The sequence below is a fragment of the Streptococcus sp. Z556 genome (assembly GCF_053010225.1).
Genome location: NZ_JBRKNU010000003.1, coordinates 145,243 through 159,912 on the forward strand (window position 1 = coordinate 145,243; position 14,670 = coordinate 159,912).

The window sequence follows — 14,670 nt, forward strand, 5'->3', positions numbered from 1 at the left end:
ATCATCAATTTTGTTGAGTGTTATGATGATGGAGTCTTGTGCTCTTAGTCTAGCTCTGGTCTACCGCTGGGACTTCGGTCCTAGCGGGAACACTCATCATCATTTGATAGGGTAGACGCTTGTTTACGAAATTGTTTTTTTCTTAAGAACAACTTCGTAAGCAGGCGTTTTTTAGTATTTTCTATGGAAATATGCTATACTAAGGAAAAAGAAAATCAAAAACGTTCAGGTTTTCTAATAATCGTAGAATGGGAGTCTAAAGATGAAGGCTATTATTACAGTGGTTGGCAAGGACAAGACTGGTATTGTTGCAGGCGTGTCTACTAAGATTGCAGAGTTGGGTTTGAATATTGATGATATTTCTCAGACGGTGTTGGATGAATACTTTACCATGATGGCGGTCGTTTCTAGTGACGAAAAGCAGGATTTCACTTATCTCCGAAATGAGTTTGAAACGTTCGGCCAGTCCTTGAATGTTAAAATCAATATTCAAAGTTCAGCGATTTTTGATGCTATGTATAATATCTAGGAGGGCATCATGGATATTAGACAAGTTACGGAAACCATTGCCATGATCGAAGAGCAGAACTTCGATATCAGAACCATCACCATGGGCATCTCCCTTTTGGACTGTATTGATCCAGATATTGAACGTGCTGCTGAAAAGATTTATCAAAAAATCACCACTAAAGCTGCAAATCTAGTGGCTGTGGGAGATGAAATTGCTGCAGAACTTGGGATTCCTATTGTTAATAAACGGGTATCGGTGACTCCGATTTCTTTAATTGGTGCTGCGACTGATGCGACTGACTATGTCGTTTTGGCAAAGGCTCTTGATAAGGCTGCCAAGGAGATTGGTGTTGACTTTATTGGTGGATTCTCAGCTTTGGTACAAAAAGGCTACCAAAAAGGAGATGAAATTCTCATCAATTCGATCCCTCGTGCTCTAGCTGAGACAGACAAGGTCTGTTCGTCTGTCAATATTGGCTCAACCAAGTCAGGCATCAACATGACTGCAGTTGCAGATATGGGACGTATCATCAAGGAAACAGCGAACTTATCAGATATGGGTGCTGCCAAATTGGTCGTATTTGCTAACGCTGTTGAGGACAATCCTTTTATGGCGGGGGCCTTCCATGGTGTCGGTGAAGCAGATGTCATCATCAATGTTGGTGTTTCAGGTCCTGGTGTTGTCAAACGCGCCTTGGAGAAAGTTCGTGGTCAGAGTTTTGATGTAGTAGCGGAAACAGTCAAGAAAACAGCCTTCAAGATTACTCGTATCGGTCAGCTGGTTGGGCAAATGGCGAGTGAACGCCTTGGTGTTGACTTTGGAATTGTCGACCTAAGTCTTGCGCCTACTCCTGCAGTTGGAGACTCAGTGGCTCGAGTACTGGAGGAGATGGGCTTGGAAACAGTAGGAACGCATGGGACGACTGCGGCACTCGCTCTTTTGAATGACCAAGTTAAGAAGGGCGGAGTGATGGCTTGTAACCAGGTTGGTGGCTTGTCTGGTGCTTTTATCCCTGTTTCTGAAGATGAGGGAATGATTGCAGCAGTGCAAAATGGTTCTCTGAATTTAGAGAAACTAGAGGCTATGACAGCTATCTGTTCAGTTGGTTTGGACATGATCGCCATTCCAGAGGATACGCCTGCTGAGACTATTGCTGCGATGATTGCGGATGAGGCGGCAATCGGTGTCATTAATATGAAGACAACAGCTGTCCGTATTATTCCAAAGGGTAAAGAAGGCGATATGATTGAGTTTGGTGGCTTGCTAGGGACAGCACCAGTGATGAAGGTCAATGGGGCTTCGTCTGTTGATTTCATCTCTCGCGGTGGCCAAATTCCAGCTCCAATCCATAGTTTTAAAAATTAATAAAAAAGAGAGAAGATTTAAGTTGGGTTTAAGGATGACTGGGTATACTATAATCATTAAATAAAGACCTCCTAACTTTATTTAATAGAAATCCTAAACTTTTTCATAATAATCTCCTAGGGAAGCTACCATAAGGGTAGCTTTTCTTGTGGCAAAATTAGGAGAAGGAGCTTTGCTTTTGAAAGCCAAATATTTCTTTGATCCATGATATAATAGAAGAAAATGGAGGATAGAAAATGTCTAAAGTAAGATTGTACTTAGTCCGTCATGGGAAAACCATGTTTAACACGATTGGACGTGCTCAAGGATGGAGTGATACGCCTCTAACCGCAGAAGGTGAGTTGGGAATCCATGAACTGGGAATTGGCTTGAGAGAGTCTGGTTTGCAATTTGACCGAGCTTATTCCAGTGATTCAGGGCGTACCATTCAGACCATGGGAATCGTCCTAGAAGAACTGGGCTTACAAGGGAAAATCCCTTACCGTATGGATAAGCGAATCCGTGAGTGGTGCTTTGGTAGTTTTGATGGGGCCTATGATGGGGATCTCTTTATGGGGGTCATTCCGCGTGTTTTCAAGGTGGATCATGTTCATCAGTTATCCTATGCCGAGCTAGCAGAAGGCTTGGTAGAGGTTGATACTGCTGGTTGGGCTGAGGGTTGGGAAAAACTTAGTGGCCGAATCAAGGAAGGATTTGAGTCGATTGCCAAAGAAATGGAAGAACACGGTGGCGGAAATGCCCTGGTTGTCAGCCACGGGATGACCATTGGTACGATGGTTTATCTGATCAATGGCATGCATCCGCACGGTCTCGATAATGGTAGCGTGACGATCCTTGAATATGAGGACGGCCAGTTTAGCGTTGAGGTTGTTGGTGACCGTAGCTACCGGGAACTGGGACGTGAGAAGATGGAAGGAAATTCTATTTAATCAGTAAATATGTTCGTCAAAACTTCGGGTCATGTATTGAGATAAGAGATTAGAAAAAACAGCCTAGGACCATCCTTTCGGCTGTTTTTGATAGGGAAAAATTAGAGTGTAATGTTATTATTTTTAGAGATTTTCATGAATAACAGTAAGGAAGCGACTGTTAGGATAGATAAAATCGTTGATAAAGCTGCTGCTACACCATAATTTCCTCTGAGTACCTCTGTATAGATTGCTACGGTCATAGTTTTTGTTTTGGTATTATATAGCAGGATAGAAGTAGATAGTTCTGAAATCATTGTTACCCATGATAGAATAGATCCAGAAATAATACCGGGTAACATCATTGGAACAGTAATTTTACTGAAAGTATTGAGACGGCTACTTCCTAAACTTGCAGCGGCTTCTTCAATACTAGGTGCTATTTGTTGCAAGCTAGCAACAGATGAGCGAATCGTATAAGGGAGTCTTCGGACAGATAAGGAGATAATCAAGATGAAGGCTGTTCCTGTAATCATAAGGAAGCCACTTCCGAAGATACCTGTATTGAATGAAGAGATAAAGGCAATACCGAGAACTGTTCCTGGTACGATATAAGGTACCATACTAAGGCTATCAATTAAGTTTGTAAACAAATTTCGTTTTCTAACAGCAAGGTAGGAGATAACTGTTGCAAATAAAACAACTAGAATCAAAGCAATCAAAGGAATGCGAATCGTATTAAAAATAGCAGATCCCATGCGATTGAAAGCTACCTTGTAACTGTTTAGAGAATAGCCTTTGACAAATACCATACCTGATGTTTTTAGGAAAGAAGTATAAATCAAGTAGACCTGAGGTAGAATAGAGAACAAGATAGTTCCGTAAACCGTTGCATAAATAGCTGCCATTTTTCCTTTTGTAGTTTTTTTCGGCTCAATTGGATGGAGTGAATTCATGCTGAAACTATAGCGATTTGAAATATATTTTTGGATGAGGAAGATTGTTAAAGCAATGATGATCGCCATAATTGCTAAAGCCGATGCAAATGCAGAATTTCCGCCAACCTCACTAATGAATTGATTATAAATTAAAACAGGGAAAGTCCGATATCCTTCACCAATTAACATAGGAGTTCCGAAGTCGGAGAATGCTCTCATAAATACAAGTAGGGCAGCGGCAAGTAAAGTTGGAATTAAAAGGGGCAAAATAACTGTTATCATACGTTTGAACCCGATTACCCCCATACTTTCAGCGGCTTCAAGAAGGGAATGGTCAATTCTTTTCATTGCTCCAGCAACGTATAGAAAAACTAATGGGAATAGCTGAAGTGTAAACACAAGTACAATTCCTTTGAAGCCATAAATATCAATAGCTGGAAGATGAAGGACATTTGTCAAGAATTTAGTGATGACACCATTTCGTCCCAACAAGAGAATCCAGGAGTATGCCCCTACGAAAGGAGCTGACATGGAAGCAATGATAATCAGTATCTGTAAAAATTTCTTTCCTTTGAAGTCATATATAGAAAAGAGGTAAGCCAATAAGGTCCCTAAAACTAGGGAAGTTACAGTAGAAGTAATGGAGACGTTAAAACTGTTTACTAGTGTCTCAGAGTAATAGGATTTACTAAAGAAATCCTCAAAATTAGCTAGTGAGAATTTACCTTCATGTATGAGTGCTTGCTTGAGTACAATAACGATAGGATAAACAAGAAAAATAAGATAGGTAAGAAAGATGAAGAAGGAAGAAGCAGTCCAGATGTTTAGTTTTTTACCTTTCATAGCCAACTCCTGTAATAAGATTTTGGGAACCATCTGCAGAAAAGACATTTAACTTTTGAGTATTGATTCGTAGACGAATTCGATCCCCTTTTTGAAGATCTTCTTCAAAAGTTGATTCTTCACTCACCTGTATTTTTGAAGAAAATACAGTCTCTACGAAATATTCAGTGGTGAGTCCAAGATAAACACTATCTGAAATGATTCCCTCAATATCACCAGATTCATCTTTGATAAACTCTTCGGGACGGATACTTACAAGAATAGCTTGTTCCTTAGCCTGATCAAGAGCTGGCATAGGGAGGGCATAACCATCTGAAAAGACGATATAAGCACCGTCGCTCCGTTTTTTTAGTTTAGCTGAGATGAGATTTGTGCGTCCGATAAAGGTTGCCACAAACTCATTAGCTGGTTTATGGTAGAGCTCTTTTGGGCGTCCGACTTGTTGGATGACCCCATCTTTCATAACAGCAATCTGGTCTGAAATAGCCATCGCTTCTTCTTGGTCGTGGGTCACATATACAGTTGTAATTCCCACCTCGTGTTGAATTTCTCGAATAACTTGGCGCATATCTAAGCGAAGTTTCGCATCCAGGTTACTAAGTGGCTCATCCATGAGGAGAACACTTGGATTAACAGCTAAGGCACGTGCCAAGGCGACACGTTGTTGTTGTCCACCACTGAGTTTATCGGGCTTTCGATCTGCGTATTGATCAATTTGCATTAGTTCCAGATATTTATTGGTTTGTTGAACTAATTCCTCTTTTGGAACCTTTTTTTGTTTAAGACCAAAAGCAACATTATCTCGAACAGTCAAATGTGGAAAAATAGCGTAGTTTTGGAAAACCATACCGATGTTGCGTTTGCTGGGTTCTATATTATTGATTTTAGTATCATCGAAGTAAAATTCTCCGCCTTCAATACTATTGAAGCCTGCAATCATTCGAAGAAGGGTCGTTTTTCCACAACCTGAAGGTCCAAGAATGGTGAAAAGATTTCCTTTTGGAATCGTAACATTTAAATTCTCAATGACAGGAATGTCATGGTAGATTTTTTTTGCGTTAATAATTTTGATCTCACTCATAGTGAACCTCTTTTACTGTTTCGATTGAATGTTAGTGAAAATATCATTGTACTTTTTAAGAATAGCTGATTTATTTTGGATGACATAATCTGAATCTTCAGTGGCGATATTGATTTCTGTCATTGATTTCATATTTTTATTGGTTTTAGCATTTTTTCGAATGGGTCTGATGGTTGTTTCAGTTCCTAGTTTATCCTGAATGTCTTGAGAAAGAAGGAAATCGATAAATTTTTTAGCGTTTTCAATGTGTTTGGCATTTTTGATAATAGCTGCGTTACCAGGCAAAAAGACGGTTCCTTCTTTTGGATAAATGACTTTTACATCAACGCCATCGTTTAAGAGTTTCAATGCAGGATCTTCATAGGTGAGTCCGACAGCCATTTCTCCGTCAGCGACTGATTTGTAGACATTTGAAGAACTAGAAGCAATTTTCCCATCTACTAAGCTAAATAGATTTTTCACATATGTCCAAGCTTGCTCATTTTCATAGCCCCCCTGATCTACGAGCATGTTTGTTAATTGAGCAAAGGCACTAGAAGAATTACTTGGATCAGCAGTAGCAATCTTTCCTTTTAATTTAGGATTAAGTAAATCATCATAGCCTTCAATTTTAATATCTTTGGTTAAAGCTGAATTGACAATCAGAACACTGACATCAAGAGTGTATGGAGTGTAGAATCCTGTTTTATTCTGATATTCAGGGATAATTTGGTCGTTTTCTTGGGAGGTATAGGGCTCAAAGAGTTTTTCGTTAGAAGAGAAGAGTGCGTAGGAACCTCCGAAAATGACATCGGCTACAGGAGCTTCTTTCTCAGCCTCTGCTTTCTTGAATAATTCACCAGTACTAGCTTGGACTAAATCAACCTTGATGCCATATTTTTCTTCGAAGGCTGGGATTGTTTCTTCAATAAGATCTTCAGGGTTAGGCGAATAGATAACTAAAGTCTTATCTGTATCATTTTCAATGCTAGTTTCAGCTTCGGTTGTTGAAGAGCATCCTGACAAAAGTAGAAATATCCAGCTGAAAGAGAGAAGTGATAGTATTTTTTTCATAATTTTTCTCCTTTTTACGAACATTATTCTCTGTTTGTTTATCTAATGTTTTTAATTACAGAGTTCTACATCATATAATAAAAACCTTAAAGAAATCTAAAATGGGAATTATGTGTTAAGGGAATTATGGGAACAATCGATGGTAATTCACATTTGTTCTATATCTAATCCGGTGTTATTCTCTTTTTGATAGATAAATAAAGTGGGGGTGATGTCCAATCTTTCTTGACAATGGAGGGGAAAAGATTCTTTCTCGACTTTCAAATTCCCCCAAAAATGGTATAATAGTAACATCATAAAATTGGAGAAATAGCATGAGTTTTTACAATCACAAGGAAATTGAGCCCAAGTGGCAAGGCTACTGGGCGAAACATCATACATTTAAGACAGGAACAGATGCCTCAAAACCGAAGTTTTATGCTCTTGATATGTTCCCATATCCTTCGGGAGCTGGATTGCATGTAGGACACCCAGAAGGTTACACAGCAACGGATATTCTCAGCCGTTACAAACGTGCTCAAGGCTACAATGTCCTTCACCCAATGGGTTGGGATGCCTTTGGATTGCCTGCAGAGCAATACGCCATGGATACGGGAAATGACCCGGCAGAATTTACAGCGGAAAATATTGCTAACTTCAAACGCCAAATCAATGCGCTTGGCTTCTCTTATGACTGGGACCGTGAAGTCAATACAACAGATCCAAACTACTACAAGTGGACTCAGTGGATCTTCACCAAGCTTTACGAAAAAGGCTTGGCCTATGAAGCGGAAGTACCAGTAAACTGGGTAGAAGAATTGGGAACGGCCATTGCCAATGAAGAAGTCCTTCCTGACGGAACTTCTGAGCGTGGGGGCTATCCAGTTGTCCGCAAACCAATGCGCCAATGGATGCTTAAAATCACGGCCTATGCAGAGCGCTTGCTCAATGACTTGGATGAACTTGATTGGCCAGAGTCTATCAAGGATATGCAACGCAACTGGATTGGGAAATCAACTGGTGCCAATGTAACCTTTAAAGTAAAAGGAACAGACAAGGAATTCACTGTCTTTACGACGCGACCTGATACCCTCTTTGGTGCGACTTTCACTGTTTTGGCACCTGAGCATGAACTAGTAGATACCATCACAAGCTCAGAGCAAGCTGATGCAGTGGCGGACTACAAACACCAAGCTAGTCTCAAGTCAGACTTGGCTCGTACCGACCTTGCTAAAGAAAAAACTGGTGTTTGGACAGGTGCTTATGCCATCAACCCTGTCAATGGCAAAGAAATTCCAATCTGGATTGCCGACTATGTTCTTGCTAGCTATGGAACAGGTGCTGTCATGGCTGTGCCAGCCCACGACCAACGTGACTGGGAATTTGCCAAACAGTTTAGTCTTCCAATCGTAGAAGTGCTGGAAGGTGGAAACGTTGAAGAAGCTGCCTACACAGAGGATGGTCTTCACGTCAATTCAGACTTCCTAGATGGATTGAATAAGGAAGATGCTATTGCCAAGATTGTGGTTTGGTTGGAAGAAAAAGGCTGTGGACAAGAGAAGGTTACCTACCGTCTCCGTGACTGGCTCTTTAGCCGTCAACGTTACTGGGGTGAGCCAATCCCAATTATTCATTGGGAAGATGGGACTTCAACTGCTGTTCCAGAAAATGAACTCCCACTTGTCTTGCCAGTAACCAAGGACATCCGCCCTTCAGGTACAGGGGAAAGTCCACTAGCTAACTTGACAGACTGGCTTGAAGTGATTCGTGAAGATGGGGTCAAAGGTCGTCGTGAGACCAACACCATGCCACAATGGGCAGGTTCAAGCTGGTACTATCTCCGCTATATTGACCCACATAATACTGAGAAATTGGCTGACGAGGACCTCCTCAAACAATGGTTGCCAGTAGATATCTATGTGGGTGGGGCAGAGCATGCCGTTCTTCACTTGCTTTACGCTCGTTTCTGGCACAAATTCCTCTATGATATCGGTGTTGTTCCAACTAAGGAGCCTTTCCAAAAACTCTTTAACCAAGGAATGATTTTGGGAACAAGCTACCGTGACCACCGTGGGGCTCTTGTGGCAACTGATAAGGTTGAAAAACGTGATGGTTCCTTTTTCCATGTAGAAACAGGAGAAGAATTGGAGCAAGCACCAGCCAAGATGTCTAAATCCCTCAAAAACGTGGTCAACCCAGACGAAGTGGTGGAACAATACGGTGCCGATACCCTTCGTGTCTATGAAATGTTTATGGGGCCACTCGATGCTTCGATCGCTTGGTCTGAAGAAGGTTTGGAAGGAAGCCGTAAATTCCTCGACCGTGTTTATCGTTTGATTACAAGTAAAGAAATCGTTGCGGAAAACAATGGCGCTCTTGATAAGGTCTACAATGAAACAGTCAAATCCGTCACTGAGCAAATCGAGTCCATGAAGTTCAATACAGCCATTGCCCAACTTATGGTTTTTGTCAACGCTGCTAACAAGGAAGACAAACTTTATGTGGACTATGCCAAAGGCTTTATCCAATTGATTGCCCCATTTGCACCTCACTTGGCAGAAGAACTCTGGCAAACAGTTGCAGCAACAGGTGAATCCATCTCTTACGTGGCTTGGCCAACATGGGACGAAAGCAAATTGGTTGAAGACGAAATCGAAATCGTTGTCCAAATCAAAGGAAAAGTCCGTGCTAAACTCATGGTCGCTAAAGATCTATCACGCGAAGAATTGCAAGAAATTGCTCTGGCTGATGACAAAGTCAAAGCAGAAATTGACGGTAAGGAAATCGTGAAGGTGATTGCGGTACCTAACAAACTCGTTAATATCGTTGTTAAATAACGAGTTTATTAGCTCTGTCTGCCACCTTCAATAGTCCACTGGACTATTGAAGCCAACTAAATTGGTTAATATCGTTGTAAAATAATATAGGAATCCTTCAGAGTAGAATCTGGAGGATTTTTTGAATCTTCTTATGAAAGTATGATATACTATGGGCAACTATAAAGTTTGAAAAGTAAAACAAGGAGAAAACGATGCCAGTAAATGAATATGATCAGATGATTGGTGAGTCAATGGAAGGTTATACACCAGGTGAATTGCCTTCCATTGATTTCTTAGAGGGGCGCTACGCTCGGATAGAGGCTCTTTCGGTGGAAAAGCATGCGGAGGATTTACTAGCTGTTTATGGTCCAGATACTCCTCCTGAGATGTGGACCTACCTCTTTCAGGAACCAGTGGCAGATAGGGAGGAACTGGTCAGCCTTTTAAACCAGATGTTGACTCGTAAGGACCGTTTTTACTATGCGATTATAGACAAGGCAACTGGTAAGGCTTTGGGGACTTTTTCTCTCATGCGCATTGACCAGAGTAACCGAGTAATAGAAGTCGGTGCCGTCACCTTTTCGCCTGCTCTTAAGGGTACGAGGATAGGGACAGAGGCTCAATATCTCCTAGCTCGCTATGTTTTTGAGGAGCTCAACTATCGTCGCTATGAGTGGAAATGCGATGCGCTAAATTTGCCATCCAGACGAGCAGCTGAACGTTTGGGCTTTGTCTATGAAGGAACCTTCCGCCAGGCAGTCGTTTATAAGGGGCGTACGAGGGATACGGATTGGCTCTCTATGATTGATAAGGACTGGCCTCAAGTTAAAGCTCGTTTGGAAGCATGGCTGTCTCCTGAAAATTTTGATAAAAATGGGCAGCAGTACAAGAGTTTGAGAGAACTCTAAGAGGTGATGACATGATCAGCGTTAGAAAGCAAGAAGTTGTCAAGTTAGAGGATGTTTTGCATCTCTATCAGGCAGTCGGTTGGACAAACTATACACATCAACCCCAGATGCTGGAGCAGGCCTTGTCTCACTCATTAGCGATTTATATGGCACTTGATGGCGATGCTGTTGTGGGCTTGGTTCGTTTGGTCGGAGATGGTTTTTCATCGGTTTTTATCCAGGATTTGATTGTTTTGCCTTGCTATCAGCGCCAAGGGATTGGTAGCAACTTGATGAAAGAGGCTTTAGGTGATTACAAAGATGCCTATCAAGTCCAACTGGTGACAGACCAAACAGGTAAAAACTTGGGATTCTACTGTTCTCTGGGCTTTGAAACCTTATCTACTTTTGATTGCACAGGAATGATTTGGGTGGATCGAAAAAGATAAAAAAATTATTTTTTATTAAGTAAAGTTTAAGTCTCCTCGTGTATTATATAGTTATTAGATAAAGACCTCCTAATACTCTTCGAAAATCTCACCAGCGTTCGTTAGAGTAGGCTTAGCTAACTATCGTTATGCTTGCGTCTATCTGCCTAGTCTGATTTCGATTTTCATTGAGTACCCTTTATTTAATGAAATCCCAAACTTTTCTTTTTCATCATAATCTCCTAAGGAAGCCACCCAATCAGGTGGCTTTTTTGTTGTTTGAGAAAAAATTCCATTTGGAGAAAATTTTTAAAAAATGATAAATCATAGAAAAAGTTAAGTTAGCTTTAAGATTCATCTTGTATCATATAATCATTAAATAAAGACCTCCTAACTTTATTTAATGAAATCCTAAACTTTTCTTTTTCATAATAATCTCCCTAAAGAAGTCACCCAATCAGGTGGCTTTTTTGTTTGTAGGCTGGATTTTTGCTATAATAGGAACATGAGTAGAATTTTAGATAATGAAATCATGGGTGATGAGGAGTTGGTAGAACGTACCCTCCGTCCCCAATATTTACGTGAATATATCGGTCAGGACAAGGTCAAGGATCAGCTACAAATATTTATTGAAGCCGCAAAAATGCGGGATGAGGCGCTGGATCATGTTCTTTTGTTTGGCCCTCCAGGACTTGGGAAAACAACCATGGCTTTTGTCATTGCCAATGAACTGGGAGTCAACCTCAAGCAAACGTCTGGTCCTGTCATTGAAAAAGCAGGTGACTTGGTAGCGATTTTGAATGATTTGGAGCCGGGAGATGTCCTCTTTATCGACGAGATTCATCGCTTGCCCATGTCTGTCGAAGAAGTTTTATATAGTGCCATGGAAGATTTTTACATCGACATTATGATTGGTGCAGGGGAAGGTAGTCGCAGTGTTCATTTGGACTTGCCACCATTCACCTTGATTGGTGCAACGACCCGTGCGGGTATGCTCTCAAATCCTCTGCGAGCACGTTTTGGGATTACAGGTCATATGGAATACTATGCCCACGCTGACTTGACAGAGATTGTTGAGCGGACGGCAGATATTTTTGAGATGGAAATCACCCATGAGGCAGCTGCTGAGCTGGCCTTGCGTAGTCGAGGAACTCCCCGTATCGCTAATCGCCTCCTCAAGCGCGTGCGCGATTTTGCCCAGATTATGGGCGATGGCTTGATTGATGATGTCATTACGGATAAGGCCTTGACCATGCTAGATGTAGACCGTGAAGGGTTGGACTATGTGGACCAGAAAATTCTTCGTACCATGATTGAGATGTATGGTGGTGGTCCTGTCGGTCTAGGAACTCTTTCTGTTAATATTGCCGAGGAGCGTGAGACGGTGGAGGACATGTACGAGCCCTACCTCATTCAAAAAGGTTTTATTATGCGGACACGGTCTGGACGGGTGGCGACAGCCAAGGCTTACGAACATTTGGGCTATGAGTATAATGAAAAATGAGCAAGAAATCCTAGATAGTGTTAGAAAAAATCCTGATATGATGGCTATTCTGACCATCATCCGTGACCTTGGTTTGAAAGACTCTTGGTTGGCGGCAGGTTCTGTCAGGAATTTCATCTGGAATCTCTTGTCAGGCAAATCGCCTTTTGACCGTGAAACAGATGTGGATGTGATTTTCTTTGATCCAGCTATCTCTTACGAAGATACGTTGGGTATAGAACGCAAGCTGAAAGAGAATTTTCCCCAGTATCAATGGGAGTTAAAAAATCAAGTCTATATGCATCTGCACAGTCCTCACACTGCGCCCTATACCAGTTCTCGTGATGCTATGAGTAAGTATCCCGAGCGTTGCACGGCGGTGGGCCTTCGCTTGAATGAAGATTCCACATTAGAGCTCTTTGCCCCCTATGGTTTAGAGGATATTTTAAAGTTTCAGGTTTCCCCGACTCCTCATTTCCTAGATAATGAGGAGCGAATGAAACTCTATCAAGAGCGGTTGTCCAAGAAAAATTGGCAAGAAAAATGGAAAAATCTCTCTTTTTCAAAAAACTTAAGAAAAATTTAAGTTAGGGGCGGTATACTAGGTTCATAAGTTAAGAGGAACTTAACTTAAACTCCTAAAACTTTTTCATAATAATCTCCCTATAAAATAAAGTCGCCCAATCAGGCGGCTTATTTTTTGTCTGCCTGCAAGCAGGGGCAGTAACTTAGCAATAGAAGAAAATAGGGAAATATGGTATAATGAAACGATAGATTTTTGAATAGGAATATGATCATGTTTGGATTTTTTAAGAAAGATAAAGCTGTAGAAGTTGAGGTTCCAACACAGGTTCCTGCTCACATTGGGATCATCATGGATGGAAATGGTCGCTGGGCTAAAAAACGGATGCAACCACGGGTTTTTGGTCATAAGGCGGGGATGGAAGCCCTCCAAAAGGTGACCAAGGCAGCTAACAAGATGGGAGTTAAGGTTATCACAGTCTATGCCTTTTCAACGGAAAATTGGACGCGCCCAGATCAAGAGGTCAAGTTTATCATGAACTTGCCAGTCGAATTTTATGATAACTACGTCCCCGAATTACATGCAAATAATGTTAAGATTCAGATGATTGGGGAGACAGACTGTCTGCCTAAGCCGACTTTTGAAGCTTTGAAAAAAGCAGAGGAGTTGACCAAGAACAATACAGGCTTGATTCTCAATTTTGCCCTTAATTATGGTGGTCGTGCTGAAATCACGCAGGCTCTTAAGAGCTTGGCTCAGGAAGTTCTAGATGCCAAAATCAATCCTGGCGACATTACAGAAGATATGATTGGGGATTACCTTTTCACGCAACACCTGCCAAAGGATTTGCGAGATCCAGATTTGATTATCCGTACGAGTGGTGAGTTGCGTTTGAGTAATTTCTTGCCATGGCAAGCAGCCTATAGCGAGCTTTACTTTACAGATACCTTGTGGCCCGATTTTGATGAAGCTGCTCTGCAGGAAGCTATTGCTGCCTTTAACCATCGCAATCGCCGATTTGGAGGAGTTTAGGAGAAGATATGACCAAGGATTTACAAAAGAGAACATTGTTTGCAGTATTGGCCCTGGCCATTTTCCTTCCAGTATTGTTTGTGGGAGGACTCTTGTTGCAGATAGGAATTGGTTTGTTAGCCATGCTGGCTGTCCATGAACTCTTGCACATGAAGGGGCTAAAGACTATGACCATTGAGGGAGCTTTGACTCTTTTTGCGACCTTCGCTCTCACAGTTCCTTTAGAAAATTACCTAACATTTTTGCCTGTCGATGGGAATGTGGTTGCCTTCAGTGTTTTGATTACCATAATGCTAGGGACGACCGTTTTCAGTAAAAACTATACGATTGAAGATGCCGCTTTTCCAATTGCTGTGAGTTTTTATGTTGGTTTTGGCTTCAATGCCTTACTAGATGCTCGGGTGGCAGGTTTTGACAAGGTACTTTTGGCCCTTTTTATCGTTTGGGCGACAGATAGCGCAGCCTACCTGACAGGGATGAATTTTGGTAAACATAAGTTGGCTCCGAGGGTTTCTCCCAATAAGAGCATTGAGGGCTTTATCGGAGGTATTCTAGGTGCGGTACTGGTAACCGCAATCTTCATGCTTGTAGACAGCACAGTTGCTCTCCCTTATGGAATTTATAGAATGAGCCTCTTTGCCGTCTTCTTCAGTGTGGCAGGTCAGTTTGGTGACTTGATTGAGAGTGCTATGAAACGCCATTTCGGTGTCAAGGATTCAGGGAAATTTATCCCGGGGCATGGTGGTGTGTTGGATCGTTTTGACAGTTTGCTAGTTGTCTTTCCTATCATGCACTTGTTTGGCCTCTTCTAAAGAAAGGA

General features: G+C 41.6%; 13 protein-coding genes. 10 read left to right on the top strand and 3 right to left on the bottom strand.

Translation table 11 applies throughout. The features are described 5' to 3' along the window. Positions 1–262 precede the first annotated feature (262 nt). The 3 genes from ACVC7S_RS05170 to ACVC7S_RS05180 all read left to right on the top strand — a co-directional run bounded on the left by ACVC7S_RS05170 (position 263) and on the right by ACVC7S_RS05180 (position 2,805). Positions 263–529: an ACT domain-containing protein gene (locus tag ACVC7S_RS05170; RefSeq protein WP_447266412.1), complete on the top strand. Its 267-nt coding sequence runs from the start codon at positions 263–265 to the stop codon at positions 527–529. 9 nt (positions 530–538) lie between these two features. Beyond that, entirely contained in the window at positions 539–1,876 is a 1,338-nt protein-coding gene (locus ACVC7S_RS05175; protein WP_000354874.1) for a PFL family protein, read from the top strand. Positions 1,877–2,112: 236 nt separating this feature from the next. Next, a complete protein-coding gene (locus ACVC7S_RS05180; RefSeq protein ID WP_288203328.1) occupies positions 2,113–2,805 on the top strand; it encodes a histidine phosphatase family protein in 693 nt (230 codons plus the stop codon). Between the two features lie 101 nt (positions 2,806–2,906). Here the strand turns inward: ACVC7S_RS05180 and ACVC7S_RS05185 are convergent, their stop codons facing one another. From ACVC7S_RS05185 to ACVC7S_RS05195, 3 genes are read right to left on the bottom strand one after another with little or no spacing between them, the layout of a single operon-like run. Beyond that, positions 2,907–4,565: an ABC transporter permease gene (locus ACVC7S_RS05185; protein ID WP_447266413.1), complete on the bottom strand. Its 1,659-nt coding sequence runs from the start codon at positions 4,563–4,565 to the stop codon at positions 2,907–2,909. Next, positions 4,555–5,646 (bottom strand): ABC transporter ATP-binding protein, encoded by a 1,092-nt coding sequence (locus ACVC7S_RS05190; RefSeq protein WP_447266414.1) that lies wholly within the window; start codon positions 5,644–5,646, stop codon positions 4,555–4,557. The genes ACVC7S_RS05185 and ACVC7S_RS05190 overlap by 11 nt, the downstream gene beginning before the upstream one ends. Positions 5,647–5,658: 12 nt before the next feature. Beyond that, positions 5,659–6,699, bottom strand: a complete 1,041-nt coding sequence (locus ACVC7S_RS05195) for an extracellular solute-binding protein (RefSeq protein WP_447266415.1) — start codon at positions 6,697–6,699, stop codon at positions 5,659–5,661. Between the two features lie 314 nt (positions 6,700–7,013). Here ACVC7S_RS05195 and leuS point away from each other — a divergent pair, with 314 nt between their 5' ends. From leuS to ACVC7S_RS05230, 7 genes are all read left to right on the top strand, one after another. Next, positions 7,014–9,515, top strand: a complete 2,502-nt coding sequence (gene leuS / locus ACVC7S_RS05200) for a leucine--tRNA ligase (RefSeq protein WP_447266416.1) — start codon at positions 7,014–7,016, stop codon at positions 9,513–9,515. A gap of 194 nt (positions 9,516–9,709) precedes the next feature. After that, entirely contained in the window at positions 9,710–10,405 is a 696-nt protein-coding gene (locus ACVC7S_RS05205; protein WP_447266417.1) for a GNAT family N-acetyltransferase, read from the top strand. A gap of 11 nt (positions 10,406–10,416) precedes the next feature. Continuing rightward, positions 10,417–10,833, top strand: a complete 417-nt coding sequence (locus ACVC7S_RS05210) for a GNAT family N-acetyltransferase (RefSeq protein ID WP_447266418.1) — start codon at positions 10,417–10,419, stop codon at positions 10,831–10,833. Between the two features lie 484 nt (positions 10,834–11,317). Further along, positions 11,318–12,316, top strand: coding sequence for a Holliday junction branch migration DNA helicase RuvB (gene ruvB / locus ACVC7S_RS05215; RefSeq protein WP_071788327.1), 999 nt, complete (start codon positions 11,318–11,320; stop codon positions 12,314–12,316). Continuing rightward, positions 12,297–12,881, top strand: coding sequence for a nucleotidyltransferase family protein (locus ACVC7S_RS05220; protein ID WP_447266419.1), 585 nt, complete (start codon positions 12,297–12,299; stop codon positions 12,879–12,881). The genes ruvB and ACVC7S_RS05220 overlap by 20 nt, the downstream gene beginning before the upstream one ends. 210 nt (positions 12,882–13,091) lie before the next feature. Next, complete coding sequence (locus ACVC7S_RS05225; RefSeq protein ID WP_447266420.1) at positions 13,092–13,850, top strand: isoprenyl transferase; 759 nt, start codon at positions 13,092–13,094, stop codon at positions 13,848–13,850. Positions 13,851–13,858: 8 nt separating this feature from the next. Beyond that, the gene (locus ACVC7S_RS05230) at positions 13,859–14,662 is read left to right on the top strand and encodes a phosphatidate cytidylyltransferase (protein ID WP_447266421.1); all 804 of its coding nucleotides are present in this window, start codon (positions 13,859–13,861) and stop codon (positions 14,660–14,662) included. The last annotated feature ends 8 nt before the right edge of the window (positions 14,663–14,670 follow it).

Bases quoted from the DNA above. Each gene is read 5' to 3' on its own strand.
- ACVC7S_RS05170 (WP_447266412.1), top strand. From the start codon at position 263: ATGAAGGCTATTATTACAGTGGTTGGCAAGGACAAGACTGGTATTGTT.
- ACVC7S_RS05175 (WP_000354874.1), top strand. From the start codon at position 539: ATGGATATTAGACAAGTTACGGAAACCATTGCCATGATCGAAGAGCAG.
- ACVC7S_RS05180 (WP_288203328.1), top strand. From the start codon at position 2,113: ATGTCTAAAGTAAGATTGTACTTAGTCCGTCATGGGAAAACCATGTTT.
- ACVC7S_RS05185 (WP_447266413.1), bottom strand. From the start codon at position 4,565: ATGAAAGGTAAAAAACTAAACATCTGGACTGCTTCTTCCTTCTTCATC.
- ACVC7S_RS05190 (WP_447266414.1), bottom strand. From the start codon at position 5,646: ATGAGTGAGATCAAAATTATTAACGCAAAAAAAATCTACCATGACATT.
- ACVC7S_RS05195 (WP_447266415.1), bottom strand. From the start codon at position 6,699: ATGAAAAAAATACTATCACTTCTCTCTTTCAGCTGGATATTTCTACTT.
- leuS (WP_447266416.1), top strand. From the start codon at position 7,014: ATGAGTTTTTACAATCACAAGGAAATTGAGCCCAAGTGGCAAGGCTAC.
- ACVC7S_RS05205 (WP_447266417.1), top strand. From the start codon at position 9,710: ATGCCAGTAAATGAATATGATCAGATGATTGGTGAGTCAATGGAAGGT.
- ACVC7S_RS05210 (WP_447266418.1), top strand. From the start codon at position 10,417: ATGATCAGCGTTAGAAAGCAAGAAGTTGTCAAGTTAGAGGATGTTTTG.
- ruvB (WP_071788327.1), top strand. From the start codon at position 11,318: ATGAGTAGAATTTTAGATAATGAAATCATGGGTGATGAGGAGTTGGTA.
- ACVC7S_RS05220 (WP_447266419.1), top strand. From the start codon at position 12,297: ATGAGTATAATGAAAAATGAGCAAGAAATCCTAGATAGTGTTAGAAAA.
- ACVC7S_RS05225 (WP_447266420.1), top strand. From the start codon at position 13,092: ATGTTTGGATTTTTTAAGAAAGATAAAGCTGTAGAAGTTGAGGTTCCA.
- ACVC7S_RS05230 (WP_447266421.1), top strand. From the start codon at position 13,859: ATGACCAAGGATTTACAAAAGAGAACATTGTTTGCAGTATTGGCCCTG.